General features: G+C 62.7%; 13 protein-coding genes. 6 read left to right on the top strand and 7 right to left on the bottom strand.

Annotated elements, in window-relative coordinates; all coding sequences use genetic code 11:
* Window positions 1–131: 131 nt before the first annotated feature.
* From BLR41_RS06495 to BLR41_RS06480, 4 genes are all read right to left on the bottom strand, one after another.
* Window positions 132–1148, bottom strand: a complete 1017-nt coding sequence (locus tag BLR41_RS06495) for an alcohol dehydrogenase catalytic domain-containing protein (RefSeq protein ID WP_092627067.1) — start codon at window positions 1146–1148, stop codon at window positions 132–134.
* A gap of 82 nt (window positions 1149–1230) precedes the next feature.
* Complete coding sequence (locus BLR41_RS06490; protein ID WP_092627066.1) at window positions 1231–2454, bottom strand: cytochrome P450 family protein; 1224 nt, start codon at window positions 2452–2454, stop codon at window positions 1231–1233.
* A gap of 212 nt (window positions 2455–2666) precedes the next feature.
* Complete coding sequence (locus BLR41_RS06485; protein WP_092627065.1) at window positions 2667–4211, bottom strand: 4-hydroxyphenylacetate 3-hydroxylase N-terminal domain-containing protein; 1545 nt, start codon at window positions 4209–4211, stop codon at window positions 2667–2669.
* Between the two features lie 31 nt (window positions 4212–4242).
* Complete coding sequence (locus tag BLR41_RS06480; protein WP_092627064.1) at window positions 4243–4908, bottom strand: O-methyltransferase; 666 nt, start codon at window positions 4906–4908, stop codon at window positions 4243–4245.
* A 374-nt stretch (window positions 4909–5282) separates the two neighbouring features.
* On the opposite strand from BLR41_RS06480, the gene BLR41_RS06475 reads away from it, so the two are divergent.
* The 3 genes from BLR41_RS06475 to BLR41_RS06465 all read left to right on the top strand — a co-directional run bounded on the left by BLR41_RS06475 (window position 5283) and on the right by BLR41_RS06465 (window position 9433).
* Window positions 5283–6737, top strand: a complete 1455-nt coding sequence (locus tag BLR41_RS06475) for a nucleotide disphospho-sugar-binding domain-containing protein (RefSeq protein WP_092627063.1) — start codon at window positions 5283–5285, stop codon at window positions 6735–6737.
* A gap of 322 nt (window positions 6738–7059) precedes the next feature.
* Window positions 7060–8655, top strand: a complete 1596-nt coding sequence (locus tag BLR41_RS06470) for an MFS transporter (protein WP_092627062.1) — start codon at window positions 7060–7062, stop codon at window positions 8653–8655.
* Between the two features lie 340 nt (window positions 8656–8995).
* The gene (locus BLR41_RS06465; protein ID WP_092627061.1) at window positions 8996–9433 is read left to right on the top strand and encodes an enediyne antibiotic chromoprotein; all 438 of its coding nucleotides are present in this window, start codon (window positions 8996–8998) and stop codon (window positions 9431–9433) included.
* 636 nt (window positions 9434–10069) lie between these two features.
* Here BLR41_RS06465 and BLR41_RS06460 read toward each other — a convergent pair.
* Entirely contained in the window at window positions 10070–10549 is a 480-nt protein-coding gene (locus BLR41_RS06460) for an SgcJ/EcaC family oxidoreductase (protein WP_092627231.1), read from the bottom strand.
* 45 nt (window positions 10550–10594) lie between these two features.
* Window positions 10595–11068: an SgcJ/EcaC family oxidoreductase gene (locus tag BLR41_RS06455; RefSeq protein ID WP_092627060.1), complete on the bottom strand. Its 474-nt coding sequence runs from the start codon at window positions 11066–11068 to the stop codon at window positions 10595–10597.
* Window positions 11069–11289: 221 nt separating this feature from the next.
* Between BLR41_RS06455 and BLR41_RS06450 the strand changes: the two genes are divergently transcribed.
* From BLR41_RS06450 to BLR41_RS06440, 3 genes are all read left to right on the top strand, one after another.
* A complete protein-coding gene (locus tag BLR41_RS06450; RefSeq protein ID WP_092627059.1) occupies window positions 11290–11745 on the top strand; it encodes an SgcJ/EcaC family oxidoreductase in 456 nt (151 codons plus the stop codon).
* Between the two features lie 171 nt (window positions 11746–11916).
* The gene (locus BLR41_RS06445) at window positions 11917–13335 is read left to right on the top strand and encodes a sigma-70 family RNA polymerase sigma factor (protein ID WP_092627058.1); all 1419 of its coding nucleotides are present in this window, start codon (window positions 11917–11919) and stop codon (window positions 13333–13335) included.
* A gap of 107 nt (window positions 13336–13442) precedes the next feature.
* Window positions 13443–14225 carry an SDR family NAD(P)-dependent oxidoreductase gene (locus BLR41_RS06440; RefSeq protein WP_218119961.1) on the top strand — a complete coding sequence of 261 codons (783 nt, stop codon included), beginning with the start codon at window positions 13443–13445 and terminating at the stop codon, window positions 14223–14225.
* Between the two features lie 127 nt (window positions 14226–14352).
* Here BLR41_RS06440 and BLR41_RS06435 read toward each other — a convergent pair whose 3' ends face one another.
* On the bottom strand, window positions 14353–15180 hold the full coding sequence (locus BLR41_RS06435) for an AfsR/SARP family transcriptional regulator (RefSeq protein WP_092627056.1): 828 nt from the start codon (window positions 15178–15180) through the stop codon (window positions 14353–14355).
* Window positions 15181–15677: the final 497 nt, after the last annotated feature.

The following is a 15677-nucleotide window of genomic DNA, read 5'->3' as shown; positions in this document are numbered from 1 at the left end:
CTCCCGAAAGGGGCGGTACCACGGTTCCGTTCCCGCCAGGTCGCAGTGCGCGTCGTCACGGCGTTCCGACGGGCATCGCGACCGCGTGACGAGTCGGTGACGCCCGTCGGCTCGCCGGTATCGCGAACGGCTCAGTAGGTCACCACGGCGCGGAAACGGACGTCACCCCGGGCGGTTTTGTCAACCGCCTCGGAAACCCGTTCCTTCGGGAAGGTCTCGACCATGGGACGGATCGTTCCGGACGCAGCCATGTCCAGAGCGTCACGGAGATGGTGCTCGCCATGGTGGGTGGCGCCGATGATTCGTTGGCCGAGCCCGAAGAACGGGTGCTCGGGCGGAATCGTGAAAGGTGTGGCGGGATCGATGCCCGCGAGCACCATTCGACCGTTTTCCCTGAGCGCGGGCAGGGAATCCGTGGCTGATCGGTACGAACTGCCGGTTACCAGTATGACGTCGGCACCGCCCACCTCGCGCAGTTCTGGACCACTCGCGACAACGAGATCGGCTCCGAGCTCCCGTGCAGGTTTGTGCTTCTCCTCGGAACTGGTGACGGCGACCGTTTCGAGGGCGGCGGCTCGGGAGAACTGGACAGCGAGATGCCCCATACCGCCGATGCCGAGGACCGCGACACGTTCGTCCCGGCGAGGTTCCGAAGCGCGTAGTGCGCTGATGGCCGTGTAGCCTCCACAGAGCAACGGGGCAGCCAGTTCCGGCGAGAGGCCGTCCGGGATGCTCACTGTCTCCGACGCGGCGGCGACCATGTATTCCGCATGACCCCCCTGCACTGTGAAACCTGTCGATACGGGAGCAGCGCAGCGGAACGCGGCCGTGGCCGTCAGCGGTGGTCGTGCCTGGCAGTACCCGCAGTCTCCACAGGTCCCCCTGATCCAGGTGGCCCCGACCAGGTCCCCTACCGCGCGCTCAGTTACCGCGCTTCCGACCTCGACGATCTCACCGACCGGTTCGTGTCCGGTGATCGCCGGTTCGATGCTGGGAAAGGGTAGGATCCCGTTGGTTGCGAGAACGTCGTTACCGCACAGCCCGCAGGCGTGCACCCTGATCAGTACGTCCTCGGGACCCGGGTGAGGAGTTGGCACCTCGCTGAGCTGCCACGGGCCACCCATCTGCGATATCACCGCTGCTTTCATCCTGACCACCTGCCGGTACCGGGAGTGAGTGATCGGCAGGGGCGGTGGATGGCGATGTGTTTCGGGCTGTCGATCATGGAAATCAACCGCCGACGTTCGTCGCCGTGTATCTGATCGGCAACCTGTCCAAGCGGTGAACGAAGTAACTCGGCTTCCATGTTAGCTCCTCCTCCGGCACGGCCAACTCGATGTTTTCCAGACGTCGCAGCAAGGTGGTGAAGAAGATCTCGCCTTCCAGTCGAGCCAGTGGCGCACCCAGACAGAAGTGGATTCCGTGGCTGAAGGAGAGATGGCCGTTCTGTCGGCGTGGATCGAACTGGGCGGGATCGGCGAACTCGCGCTCGTCGTAGTTGGTGGCGGCCAACGAGATCGCGACGTGCTCACCGGGTTCGATCTGGACGTCGCCGATCGTCACGTGGTCCTTGGCGAAGTGGTAGGCCACGGTCACGACGGGAGGATCCACTCGCAACATCTCTTCGACCGCCTGCGGAATACGAGAGGGGTCGTCGCGGAGCAGTCGCAGCGAATCCGGGTTGCGCAGCAGCGCGAGCGTACCGTTAGCGACCATGTTCACTGCGGTTTCCACCGAACCGATCAACATCAGGAAGACGTTGGATCGCAACTCGATGTCCGACAGCGTGGCTTCCTCCGCCTGTCCGGCCAGGATTGCGGAGATCATGTCCTCGCCGGGGTTGTTCTTGCGCTCCTCGATCAGCTCGGAAAGGTAGTTGTCGAACCAGCGGCCCGCCTCGAACAGATCGTTCTCGTCCGAAGAAACGGACAATCCGGTGACGACACCGCAGTGTTTCCGGAACTCGGTTCGGTCCTTCACGGGGACACCGAACCAGTCGCAGATCACCGAGTTGGGCAACGGCACCGCCAGTGACTCCAGCACCTCGGTCCCACCTTCTTCCGCGATCGCGTCGACGAGCTCGTCGGTGATGGCTTGTACCTGTGGACGGAGCCGTTCCATGTACCGCGGGGTGAAGGCCTGGGATACGACCTTTTTGATCCTGGTGTGATCCGGGCGATCGTTGAACACCATGGAGTGGCGGAAAAACTCGTCGTTGTACAGACTCAGGTACGGTTTGAGCTCGGGACTGGCGACTTGATCGCTGCGCGCCAAGCGAGGATCGGAAAGAGCGCGACGCGCTTCACGGTAGCCGGTCACCAACCAGGCCGGCATCCCGTCCGGCATGGACACACGATGAACCGGTTTTCCGGTCCCTAGCTTCGCGAGAAGTGTCTGTGGCTGGGTGAGATCAGTGGCTTCCAGCAGCAGCGCATCGCTTTCCGAGTTGGACATGTGTGCACCTCTCGAATTCTTTGATGATCAAAATCCGTATTCTTGACTGGTCCGTCGGACGAGTCATGCTTTCGAATTGCCGTGTCACCGAAGTATCTTCGTGGCACGCGTCGGCGAGAGCGACTTTCACATTGCTGTCCGCTGCCGCTCGAAATTACCGAGCAATACGGAAATTCTGTGGATCGACCGGGGCTGTTGTTCAGGTCGCAGTATCACCAGGTCGTTCCCGCGGAAAGGTCCGGGGCCTTCCAGCCTTCCAGGTCGTACTCGTCGAGGCATCGCTCGACGAATTGGCGGTATTCGTCCATCTTCCCGGATGCGGTCTGCCCGAACAGCATGTCCAGACGAGTACTCTCGTGGTTTCCCGCGTAGTTCCTCTCGTAAAGATCGTGTCTGCCGCCGAACTCCGTCCCCACCGCGTCCCAGAGAAGCTTCATGACTTTGACCCTGTCTTCGGCCGTGATACCGTTGGAACCACGAAGATAAGTTTCCAGATATTTCCTGGTTTCCTCGTTGTGAAAGTCCTCGGCACCAGAGTTCGTGTACACCAGGGCGCCCGCGACGTCCTGCAGGACGATCTCCCTGATTCGGGGGTAGCCGATCTGTGCGAACCATCTGTATGCCTGCCCGTAGTGGATGTTCGGCAGGACACTCCCGTCGCGCCACTCGCTCGGGTTGCGAGCCGCAGCGTCCGACAACCCCCAGAAAAGATTGCGCCACGCCAGGACTTCACCCACACGGGTCTGCACTCCGCGAAAGTCCTCGGTGCCGGTGATCTCGAGCGCTTTGGCCAGCAGTCCAGCGATGAACTCCAGTTTGACCGCGAGTCGTGTGCACCCGTGAAACGTGGAACGCTCGATGAATCCCGAATCCGCGGTAAACAGCTGGACCTTGCCCAGGTCACCGTAGACGAACACGTTCTCCCACGGGATGAGCACCTTGTCGAGCACCAAGATCGAGTCATTTTCGTCGAACCTGGAGGACAGGGGGTAGTCGAAGGGGGTGCCATTCGCCACGGCCGCGGCGGTGTAGGAAGGGCGAGATATCAGCTTGACGCCCTCCGCGTTCATGGGAATGGTGGCAACTAGGGCGAAATTGCGTTCCTTGACCGGAAGTCCGTAGTGGGCGACAAAGTTGTAGTGTGACAGCGCGGATCCTGTCGCCACCATTTTCGCCCCGCTGACCACCAGTCCTGCGTCCGTCTCCCGCTCCGCATGAACGAAAACGTCCGAGACCCGGTCCGCCGGCGTTTTGCGATCCACTGGGGGGTGCACGATGGCGTGATTCCAGTACAGTACTTTCTGCTGCGATTCGCGGTACCAGCGCCTCGCGTTGGCCTCGAAGGGTTCGTAGAACTCGGCGTTGGCACCCAGTGTCCCCAGGAACGACGCCTTGTAGTCGGGACTGCGTCCCAACCAGCCGTAACTGCTGCGTGCCCAGGTGGCGATCGCTTGCTGGTCGTCGATCAGATCATTCGCGCTGCGTGGAGTGCGGAAGAAGCTGTGAGTGTAACCGGCGTTACCGGTGTCGGTGGGTGCGGTAAGCAGACTCTTGGTCGCCGGATCGTGCAGAGCGTCGTAGAGCCTGGCGACCATCCTCGCCGGATTGCCGAAGGCCTGATGCGCGGCGACGTCCCGGACTTTTTCACCGTAAATGTGGACTTCTCGGCCGTCCCTGAGGCTTTCGAGGTACTCCTCGCCCGTCAGAGGACGGGTACCGCACGATTCGTCGGACCGCTGGTCCTGATGCGCGCTCATAGTGGGCCCTTTCGACGATCCGCCCGTGGGATTACTTTTTGCGGGCGATGGTCATCCCGTCGGCGATGGGTAGCATCACCGTGTCGAAACGTTCGTCCGCGGCGAGCCGCGCACTGACCGAATCCATGATCTCCGCGGCATACTGGCCCAGCTCGTCCTCGGCGTTTCCGGGATCCACCACTGTTCCGTGCAGCAACACGTTGTCGAGGATCAGCAACCCTCCCGAAGCCAGCAACCGGGCCGCCGCCTCGCAGTAACGCGGATAGGACGTCTTATCCGCGTCCAGGAAGACGATGTCCGCGGCTTCCTCGTTCTCGAGCTCCTCCAACGTGCGTTTCGCCGGGCCGCATCGGAAGTCGATGCGATCGTCGATGCCGGCCAACCGCCAGTGCTCGGACGCGATCGACAGCCATTCGTCGGTGACGTCGCAGGTGACGACTTTTCCGTCTTCGCCGAGTCCCCGGGCGAACGCCAGAGCGGACAGACCCGTGAATGTACCCACGTCGATCACCCTGCGCGCGGAGGAGACCCGGGTGAGCATCGTCAGGAAACCGGCCTGCTCGACGGGAATCATCATCTCCGCCGCGTCGCCGAGCGCCATGGTGCGCCGAATCAGATTGGACACGGCTTCTTCCGGGGGCGTGCACGAACCGACGACGTAGCTACTCAGCTTCTCGTCCAGGCGGAACGTACTCATGTTTCCTCCACGTCGCGGATTCGTGTCCCCCGTCGATACGCTGTGCCACGGAAGGGACGCTTTCCCGTCGGTTACCACCCACTGTCCGGCCGCAGCCCGGTCCGGTGCGTCTTCTCGCTTGCACTCCGGGAGCTGGTCCGGCACTTGCCCGGCCGGTGAGGACAGCACGCTGGGAGACGTTTTCCTCTCCGCGCACCCACAGAATCGTGCTGTCAGGTCGGCCGGTTCCGCTACGACGTTGATGATCGTCCCCGTCGCCGAGCCCTTCCGACGAGTTCTGCTCCCGGCACGTGGCCCCGTCCACTCCGGAGGCCCGGCACGTGCGCCTGACGCGAGGTAGACCCGACTATGCTCACGGAATCCGAGGGAGTTCGATGCGAGTCCTATTCACCATTTATCCCAACTCGCTCGCCCACCTCTACCCGGTGGTCCCCCTGGCTTGGGCGCTGCAGAGTGCGGGACACGAGGTCCGGATAGCGACGCACGTCAGTTCCGCGGAGCTGATCGTGCGTACCGGCCTCACGCCCGTCGGTCTGGGAGACCCCGAACAACCTCCCGTGCGGTTGACCGACGACTGCTCCCCACCCAGGTCACCCGAAGACGTTGATCGGTATGCCCGAGTCCTGGGGCTCACGCCCGAGCAGCGGGAGCACTGGATCGTCTTCTACCAGTACCTCATGCAGCCTGTCTCGGACTACGTGCGGTTGGATCGGTCCGAGGCCTCCGACCTGGTCGACTTCGCCAGCACGTGGAAACCGGACCTGATTTTCTGGGATCCGACGCATCCCGCGGGTGCCGTCGCCGCACGGGTCTCCGGTGCCGCGCACGCACGATTCCTGATCGGCCATGACATGTTCGGGTGGTGTCTGGATCGTCTCGCGGAGCGCAGGGACGACCTACGTGCAGCGGGGCTCGACGAGAATCCGCTGGCGAGTCTCATCCGACCGCTCGCAGAGCACTACGGGCTCGAGGTGGACCGGGAGCTGTTGTACGGGCAGTGGAGCGTGGAAACCATGCTCGATGGGCTACGACTGCCTACCAGTACCAAGAAGTTGTCCATGCGGCACGTGCCCTACGTGGATCCACAACTGTTCCCTGAGTGGCTGCACGAGTCACCGGAGAACAAGCGGTGTGAATGTTGCGGCAGGCTCGGCCGACGTCGCATCGCCATGTCTCTGGGGGAATCCACGCGGCGGTTCATCAACGGAGACTGGGACAGGACCCCCAGGATACTGCAGGCACTCGAAGGTCTGGAGGACCTGGAAGTGGTTGCCACCCTGGACCAAGCACAGTTGCACGACGTCAAAAAGGTGCCGCACAATGTGCGGCCGATCGACTGGGTGCCGCTCCCCCAGCTGATGCCGACCTGTTCGGCATTGATTCATCACGGCGGTATCGGTACGTACTCAGCCGCGGTGGCCGCGAAAGTGCCTCAGCTTGTATGTGATCTGGCGGATGAGTCCCTGCTCATGCGCCTCGTGGAGGACGATCCGAACGTGATGAAGGCCGGGACCTACCGACTGGGGTGGGAATTCGGTGTACGAGAAGAAGGTGAGGCCTCGGCACCGACGGCGCACTGGGAGCTGCCCGCCAAAAAGGTGGAAGCCACCCCGGTGTCCGAGTTCATGCTTTCCAAGGGATCCGGAGCACGACTGGACCATCGAGCCCAGTCCATCGAGGAGATGCGTGAACTGATCTGGCATGTCGCCACGGATCCCTCCTACCACGCGAACGCCGCCGCGCTCTACGACGACTGGATGGCGATGCCCGGCCCCGGTGACGTGGTCCCGGATCTGGAGAAGCTCACGGTGCAGAACCGCAGACGCTGACCTTTCGTCGTCCGGAACGGACGATCGCAGCTGTCATCCGGGCTGTATCAAGAGTCCACCGCCGGGGCGCGCACAGATGAGTTCTCGACCGCCACGACGTCGTGACAACGAGACATTCTCACCCGTGCTGCTGGGCAGGAGCATCGAATACTAGTGCCGGGAACGGGCTCTTCGACGGTTTGGAAGGGATAGCACAGCAGAAGATGTCACAACAGGTGGGGAGCGCGACGATCGGCCACCGTCACCCTCGGATCCCACGTCACGGAATTTCGGCCAGCCGACGACAGTCCGGTCGAGCAGCGGCCCTGACTAGGAGAAAGCCATGAACACGAGCGAGAGTGGTGTCGCGCCGCCCCTGGCCGGACGGCGCGAATGGATCGGGCTGGTGGTACTGGCCATTCCCACCATGCTGGCAATGATGGACATCAATGTGCTGTTTTTGGCGCTCCCGCACCTGAGCACTGATCTGGGTGCGACGAGCACCGAACAGTTGTGGATCACCGATATCTACGGTTTCCTGATCGCCGGTTTCCTGGTTACCATGGGAACACTCGGCGACAGGCTCGGGCGTCGAAACGTGCTCATCGCGGGCGCCACCGCTTTCGGGGTCTTGTCCGCCATTGCGGCGTTTTCCACCAGTCCGGAAATGTTGATCGCCATTCGCGCGCTGCTGGGAATCGCGGGTGCCACGATCATGCCGTCCACCCTGGCACTGATCATGAGCATGTTCCCCGATCCGAAGCAGATGGGTGCTGCGATCGGGGTCTGGGCCACCGCGATGATGGCGGGGGTGGCACTCGGCCCAGTCGTGGGCGGCCTGCTGCTCGCCTCGTTCTGGTGGGGCTCGGTTTTCCTGCTCGCGGTGCCGGTCATGTTGCTGGTGGTCGTGACCGGTCCGTTCCTGCTACCGGACTCCCGAAACCCCGATGCGGGCAGGATCGACCTGTTCAGCGTGGTGTTGTCGTTGGCTGCGCTGCTTCCTGTCATCTACGGATTGAAGGAGATGGCCAGATCCGGCTGGGCGGCGGTACCGGCTGTGGTTCTGGTGGTAGGTGTCGTCTTCGGCGTGCTGTTCGTGTACCGCCAGCGACGATTGCGAACCCCCTTGCTGGACATCGGACTGTTCGGCATCCCAGCGGTCAGCGGTGCGTTGATCCTGGGGCTGCTCTTCGCGACGATCCAGGCTGGCACGGGACTACTGATGACACAGCACCTCCAGCTGGTCGAAGGGTTCTCCCCGCTCGTGGCGGCCCTGTGGCTGTTGATCCCGGCTGTGGCGATGGTGGTGGGAATACAACTGACTACACCGTTGGCAAAGCGGATCCGTCCGGCCGCGGTGCTGGTCGTGGGCATGCTGATCGCGGCGATCGGAATGTTGGTCCTGACTCGGGTCGATGCCAGCGGCGGCCTGCCGCTCCTCGTCTCGGGGGCCAGTATCGTCTTCATCGGGGGCAGCCCGATCGGGGTTCTGGTCAATCAACTCGTCATGCAGTCCGCTCCCCCGGAACGTGCGGGATCGGCGGCCTCGTTGCAGTCGACCGGGGGCGAGCTGGGATCCGCTCTGGGCATAGCGGCGTTGGGAAGTCTCGCGGCAGCCGTCTACCACACGAAGATCAGAGTTCCCGGTTCGATACCAACCGCGGCCGGCGATGCGGCACGGGAGAGCGTGGCCGGAGCGGTTTCGACGGCCTCTCGATTCCCGGGCGCGGCGGGTGAAGAACTACTCGACAGCGCCGAGGAAGCCTTCACAAGTTCGCTCAACATTACGGCCGGCGTCTGCGCCGCCGTGTTCCTGGGACTGGCTGTCCTCGCTTTCGCCTCACTACGCCACATCGCGGCCACCGGAGCCCCGCAGGGCTCTTCGGAACCCGCTCCCGACGCCGGAAGCGATTCGGGGGCTTCCGCAGCGCAACCCTGAGCATCACACGCTCTCCGACGCGGTTCCGGCCGGGAAACATGTACTCCCGGCCGGAACATTTGTTTCCCGTGTAATGTGAAAACGGAATCACCGTTGCTCGTCGGGACCGTGAGATCCGACACGGAGGGCGGTATCGGTGAGGGTTTTCGAATGACCCCGACTCTCCGAATGCCGACCGAAAACCAATTTTCTCGTCGATTGCCCGAAGATGCACACCGGACCAAAAACTATGGAATATCAACCTCTAGTGGGATATCCTGGACGAGGATTCCATCAGGGGCGCCCAAATTCTGAATGAATCCGCATATGTCCTCGTCTGTATGACGAAACGGAGTACTACATGACTCTGAAACGTCGGACCTCACGGCTCGCCAAGGCCGGTGTGGTCGCCGCGGCGACCGCTGGGCTCATCGCGGGGGTGCACTCCGCCTCGGCCGACACAACAGCGCCCGAGCTGTCCGTGGCACCCTCCAGTGGCCTCACCGACGGCGCCACGATCACGGCTACCGTTACCGGCTTGGCGGCTAACGAGACCTACTGGATCGGGCCGTGCGGCATGACGGACAACGGGTGTGCGGGTGACCCGGACTCGGTTGTCGAAGCCACTTCGGACGGCTCCGGTGATCTCACGACCGAGCTCACCGTGAACAAGGAGTTCGTCGGCAACGTCGGAACGGGTAACGACGTATCGATCGATTGCGCCGAGACCCAGTGCAAGGTCGGTGTCTACAACGCTGACATCGTCGCGCTCGACCGGACGCCGATCCACTTCGGCTGATCGAGCCGCGATTCCGGAACCTGCGCCGGCCGTGACGGCCGGCGCAGGCCCTCCTGGATCGGGGATCAGCTGATTCGACGGATCAACGACCGGGAATTCGAACCGGTACCCGAGGGGCCGGTTCGACAAGAGTCCGGTAGTGAGGGGCCGGGGGCGGTTTCACGCCGCGCCCGGGCCCTCACTTCATGTTTGCCCGGGGCGTGTTGGCCCGGCTGGTGTGATCCACCAACAGGTCCCAACATCGGCGTAGCAGGTGTGGCGACCTCGAATCCGCGTTTCGATCCTGAGTGGAGCTGGTGACTACAGCGCGAACTAACCCCTCGGTGGAACTCCGCATCGACCCCGGCACCACTCCCGGTTGCATCGAAGGAGATCAGGACACTCGGGTGACTACCCGTCGGTCACTGAATGCCACGGATCTACCACATATCGTACGAACCACCGGAAGAATCCCGTGTGCAGGGCCGTCACCAACTGCCTCGCCGAACCGGCGTCGAGCAGCTCCGTCCCCGACGCACTGCTCCTAGGAGCAACGAACCGCTCCCAACACGCAAACTGCTCCCCGGCGACCGAAACCGATTTTCTCGGTCCGACCGCCGAGGAGCAGTATGTCTTTCCCAGAATCCTGGTGACGCCTCAGCCACCGACGGGACTGCTCTGGTGCGAAAGCAGTTTCACCGAACCGTCGGTTCGTTTCACGATCACCCAGACGGCGCGGATCCGCCGTTGCGTCGCGAGTTCCTGCTCGCCCGCGAGCACGATGCCGCCCTCGGTGACCACCATGGCCACGTCGGTGTCGAGGAATCTGACCTCCAACGGCCATCCGGTCACGCAGGCTCCACGAAGATCACCGCGGAACCCCTCGTTCATGTACTGGCGGATTCGCTCCTTGCCGACCAGTTGATTGTCCTGCAGCAGCAAACTGCCGTTCTCCGCGAAGACCTCGGCGAAAGCATCCGGGTCGTTCGCCGACCAGGCTGCCTGAATCCGCATCGGGACGGTGAGCACCGCTCTCTCGTCGGTTCCCGTGAAAGGACCGAAGAACGACGTGTCCTCTGCCACGCCGGACTCGGCGAGTATCCGTGCAGCGCTGCCCCACGAAGTGGTGGTAGGCAATGTCGTCTCCCGTGTGATGGTGCGGTAAGTGTCCACCGAGGCGCGTCACCAGCGCAGAGTCGCACCTTCACCTCGAGGGCTGTTCTGGTAGACGGCCAGTCGCCACTGTCCGTTTTCGTTCACGATCACCCAAGTGGAACGCACGGCCAGTTCGGGAGCGACCTCGGTCTCCCCCGGAGCCAGGATCCCCCCGTGGGTACGTACGAGCGCTACCGAGTCCGAGGCGAACCGAACATCGACCGGATTACCCGTGACCCCGGTGTCCTTGAAGGGACCCGCGTAGGCTGCGGCCATGAACGACCGGATCTCCCGGCGTCCTCTCTTCAGCACGTCACCCGGCAGAATCAGGATTCCTTCCTCGGTGAAGACATCGGCTATGCCGTCGGCGTCGTTGCGGGACCAGGCCGCGACCATGCGCAGGGGTACCTGCAACACCTCTTTCTCCCGTTCGCCGGTGAACGTCCCGTAGTAGGAGTCGAGTCCACTACGTTCTTCGGTCGTCCGGTCGGTGACGGACATGTTTTCCCCTTTCCGAGTAGCTAGAAACGAACCGGTGAAATCCATATTCGGAAATCGTCGATCGGTTCACTGCGAAGCTTGTCACAGTTTCGCGCCCAGGTCCTCTCCGTAGTTGCCCGGAACCGCGTTTCACGAAATCCGGTAAGCATGCCGGAAGACGCGACAGAGATCTTGCTGGGTGAAAATGGGCGATACGGAAGTCTCCAGGAAGGAACAGTTCCATGACCGACAAGGCAGCCTCGCTCGTCGATCAGGCAAAGCAGTGGGCCACTTACTACGGGGAGTTCACCGAGGGGGAACAGAGCGTGGTGCTGGCCACGTTGCTCCGGCAGCGCGCCGCATGGGAGAACAACGACGCCGACGGCGTAGCCGAGGTCTTCGCCGAAAACGGCAGCGTGCTGTTCGGGGACGAGCAGTTGGTCGGCAGGGAGAGTATCCGCTCCTACATGGCCGAGGCGTTCTCGGGCCGCTACAAGAACTCTCGGTTCGTCGATGAGCCGCTCGAAATAAGATTGCTCACCGAGAGCGTGGCGGTTGTGATATCCCAAGGTGGTGTGCTGGCGGAGCACGAACAGGAACTGCCGACGGATCGTGAAGTCAGGACCACCTGGATCATGGTGTTGCACGATGAGCAATGGTGGCTCATCTCGCAGCAGAGCAGCCCCGTAACCGGATAGGCACGGCAACGATCAACGAACCGCACGGGAAGCTGGAACGGACCAAACGACAGGGACCACAACCGAACGTCACGAATATCCTTCGCACAGTGCCCCGCCTGTTACGCCTCGTCGCGAGTGTGCGTTAATGCGTAACGGAATTACCGTGTGACGCTATCGGGACGGTGGCTCGTGTCTGAATTTCAGTGCGCCAATTGCGGTCGACCGCTGCCGCGAAAGCCCGAGAGGCGGGGGCGCTCCCCGGTCTACTGCTCGGCGGCGTGTCGGCAGCAGGCCTATCGCTCCCGCGCTCTCCCGGACAACGGTGAGATGGTGCACAAACTCATCTCCGATATCGAGAGTCGGGTGGGTAAGCTGACGCCGAAGGCTCCGACGGAGTTCTATTCCGATGTCACCGAGCTCGCCGGTGTCGTGGGCAAACTGCGGCGCCTGGCGCGAAGTGCACGTGATGCCGCCCAGAAGCTGGAGTTCGGCACCGGCGAGGTGAACACCGCGGAGCACAACTCTGAAAGCGTTACTCATCAAGCTGTTACGGAATCCCTCCCCGGAGACATCACGCTGCGGACGAGTGGAGACGAGCGCACCACCGCTGTGTCCATCGCCGACGCTGACGAGTGGACCTTCGCGGGTATGGTCGAGCCTCATCGCCGCGAGTTGCAGGTGCACTGCTACCGCCTGGTGGGCTCCTACGACGATTCCGAGGACCTCGTCCAGGAGACCTACTTGCGTGCCTGGCGGAGCAAGCAGGACTTCGAGGGGCGCTCCACGTTCAGGGCCTGGCTTTACCGCATAGCGACCAACATCTGCCTGGATTTCCTGCGCCGGAACTCGCGGAGACCTCAGCGCTACGAGCCCATGGGCGGGAGCGATGCGGGCGACGTGACTCCGCCGTCGAAGGTGACCTGGCTGCAGCCGTATCCCGACGAACTGCTGACGGAAGCGGTCGCCCAGGACGAACAGCCGGACAACGCGGTGGAGACCCGTGAAACGATGGAGCTGGTCTTCCTCGTCGCGATCCAGCATCTACCACCGCTGCAACGGGCGGTGTTCCTGCTCCGCGACGTTCTGGGATGGACCGCATCCGATACGGCTCATCTGCTGGACACCAGTACGGCTTCGGTCAACAGCGCACTGCAGCGTGCACGCCCCACTCTCCGCGAACACCTGCCTCGCAGGCGCAGTGAGTGGAACGGCGCCACGGCTGTCTCCGAAACCGAACGTGATGTGCTGCAGCGCTACATGCTCGCGGCCGAACGTGGTGACGCGGACACCATATCCAGCCTGCTCAGTGAAGACGTGGTGCTGACCATGCCGCCCAACCCGATGTGGTTCATCGGTCGTGAGGCCATGATGTCGTTCATCAGGCCTTCCACCGATCCCACCTCACCGCATTACCTCGGACGTTGGAAGCATCGGCCCACCTTCGCGAACCGGCAGCCCGCTTCCGCGGGATATCTCCAACGGCCGGGCACCACAGTCTATCGGGCTCAGGTGCTCGACGTCCTACGGATCCAGGACGGGAAGATCGTCGAGATCACGTCGTTCGAACCGCACCTGTTCCCGGCGTTCGGGTTATCGATGACGCTGTGAACCGGTATCGGCACGGCGATGAGTTCTGGTTGCTTCGTGCGTCGTAACAGATGGCCGATACGTGGCCGAGCGCCACGTTCCATTACAACGCTGAAGGACGCACAAACATGCTCCAGAAGAAGAACGCTGTGATCTACGGGGCCGGGGGTGCCATCGGCAGCGCCGTGGCGAAAGCGTTCGCCGCGGCGGGTGCCACAGTCCACTTGGCCGGACGCACCCAGGAGTCGTTGCGCGCGGTCGTCGATGAAATCGAATCGGCGGGCGGCAGCGCGCAGGAAACCACGCTGGATGCCATGGACGAAGCGGCTGTGGCGGAGCACGCGCAGAACATCATGGCCGATGCGGGCAGCCTGGACATCTCGATCAACCTGATCACACGCGGAGAAGTCCAGGGCACTCCGATGATCGACATGAAGACCGAGGACATCACCGCGCCCATCAGCAACGCGGTAACCACCAACTACGTCACCGCCCGAGCGGCCGCACGTCACATGGTCGACCAGGGTTCCGGGGTGATCATCGCCCTGAACAGCGGGTCCGCACACGGAAGTCCGATGATGGGGGCGACCGGAATGGCCGACGCGGCCACCGATGCCCTCGTTCGCAATCTCGCGGCCGAGATCGGCCCGCGAGGGGTGCGTGTCTGCGGCATCTGGACCGCTGGACTCCCCGAGACACTCTCCCCGGCCAAGCTCGCCTCCTTCGGGGGTGAGCCCATGGACGAGACCGCCTTCCAGGGTGTCCTCGATCACCTCGACCAGATGCGCATGACGAAGCGTTCCCCGCGACTGGACGAGGTGGCCGCAACCGCCACCTTCCTCGCCTCCGACCAGGCGGGGGCCATCACCGGTAGTTTCATCAACGCCACCAGCGGCACCTTCCCCAGCTGATTCGCGTTCCTCCGGGCGCGGTTCGCCGGGACCGCGCCCGGAGCTCACCCGAGCAACCCGGTAGTGCCGCGAAACCGCGGTGTCCGTCTGCCCGCACACCGCCGCGGTCCCGGGCGCTCACCGCGAGTTACCTGTCGTGTGACAGCAGGTCACGATGCAATCGCTGTAGTTCTCCGGAGGGTTCGAGCCCCAGCTCTTCGACCAGCCTGGTTCGCAGGTCGCGGTAGATACCCAACGCCTCCGGTCTGCGACCGCTACGGCTCAGCGCTTGCATGAGTTGCATGTGCACCGTCTCGTCCAGGGAGTCTGCAGCCAGCGACCGCAGTTCGGCGACCAGGTCGCGGTGCTCCCCCAGCTCGATTTCGGCCTGGATGCGCAGGTGAAGGGCATTGCGGCGTTGTTCGCCCAAAGCCACGGCGTGTGAAAGCAACACGGGACCGCATCTGACGTTTGCCATCGGGTTCCCGGAGCACAGCGACAGTGCTGCACGCAGCGAAGCCGCCGCTTGGTCGAAGAGCCCTGCCTCGAATTCCTCGCGCCCTTGGCTGCACAAGCGCTGGAACAGGAAAACGTCGATTTGTTCGGGACTCACGCACAGGCGGTAGCCCGGTGTTTTCGTTTCCAGCACGCATTCACCGTTGGTGGCCAGGCCGTTTTCCTCGATGCTGCGGCGCAGTTGATAGACGTAGGTCTGTATGGCGGTGCGGACGCTGCGCGGTGGAGATTCCGACCACAGCTCCCAGATGATCGAATCGGTGTGTACGGTCTTACCGGCTTGCAGGATCAGCAACGCCATTATCTGCAGCAGTTTCGGTGCTGTCGGAGCGTGATCGATACCGTCCTTACGTATCTCCAGTTCCCCCAGCAGGGAGAACCACGACTTGGCTGACGTCTCGACCCGTAGCCCGAGGTCTTCGTGAACGGCTCGATCCGTGGTCGTCGGGTCAGCTCGCATAGCGAATACCCCCAATGATTATCCGCCGCACTGGCTCAGTACAATCCAGTTTTCCGGATCGCTGTACGACGAGTCGAACTTAAAAGCAGCGGACGGAGCAGAGGCAGTCAACAACGCACTTGAAATATGTATTTTTTTCATTTTTTTGAGTGTGCAGAACAAATAGGACAAACGGGTCAAGCGGTAAGGTTTTCCGGGTTAATCAGATTCCTCCGGAAAGTGGACCAGATTTCCGCCTTCCGGAGTCGAGCGGATGCGACGAACGTTCCAGCGCGTGGCAACCATGCTGGCGGGAGTTCAACCGGAGCGGCGAGAGAGTCCTTGGAATAGCTTTTTCGTTCCAGGGTCCCCTTGAAGGATTAACTCGACCAGGTGAGTGCCCTCGCGGCCGGGAGTGCGCGGCGAGTTCGAATACACGACAAACGGTGGTTTCGAGGTGCTCGACAGGGCAACAGGTGTTTGGCGGAACAATACGTGCTGGTCAGAGCCCAGACGGG

This window comes from Actinopolyspora mzabensis (assembly GCF_900101095.1).
Classification (GTDB): Bacteria; Actinomycetota; Actinomycetes; order Mycobacteriales; family Pseudonocardiaceae; genus Actinopolyspora; species Actinopolyspora mzabensis.
Note: the sequence above shows the minus strand (reverse complement) of the source record. Positions and strands in the feature narration are given on the sequence as shown.

Coding starts and splice junctions, on each gene's coding strand:
- BLR41_RS06490 (WP_092627066.1), bottom strand. CDS start 2,454: ATGTCCAACTCGGAAAGCGATGCGCTGCTGCTGGAAGCCACTGATCTC.
- BLR41_RS06495 (WP_092627067.1), bottom strand. CDS start 1,148: ATGAAAGCAGCGGTGATATCGCAGATGGGTGGCCCGTGGCAGCTCAGC.
- BLR41_RS06470 (WP_092627062.1), top strand. CDS start 7,060: ATGAACACGAGCGAGAGTGGTGTCGCGCCGCCCCTGGCCGGACGGCGC.
- BLR41_RS06440 (WP_218119961.1), top strand. CDS start 13,443: ATGCTCCAGAAGAAGAACGCTGTGATCTACGGGGCCGGGGGTGCCATC.
- BLR41_RS06465 (WP_092627061.1), top strand. CDS start 8,996: ATGACTCTGAAACGTCGGACCTCACGGCTCGCCAAGGCCGGTGTGGTC.
- BLR41_RS06485 (WP_092627065.1), bottom strand. CDS start 4,211: ATGAGCGCGCATCAGGACCAGCGGTCCGACGAATCGTGCGGTACCCGT.
- BLR41_RS06450 (WP_092627059.1), top strand. CDS start 11,290: ATGACCGACAAGGCAGCCTCGCTCGTCGATCAGGCAAAGCAGTGGGCC.
- BLR41_RS06480 (WP_092627064.1), bottom strand. CDS start 4,908: ATGAGTACGTTCCGCCTGGACGAGAAGCTGAGTAGCTACGTCGTCGGT.
- BLR41_RS06455 (WP_092627060.1), bottom strand. CDS start 11,068: ATGTCCGTCACCGACCGGACGACCGAAGAACGTAGTGGACTCGACTCC.
- BLR41_RS06475 (WP_092627063.1), top strand. CDS start 5,283: ATGCGAGTCCTATTCACCATTTATCCCAACTCGCTCGCCCACCTCTAC.
- BLR41_RS06435 (WP_092627056.1), bottom strand. CDS start 15,180: ATGCGAGCTGACCCGACGACCACGGATCGAGCCGTTCACGAAGACCTC.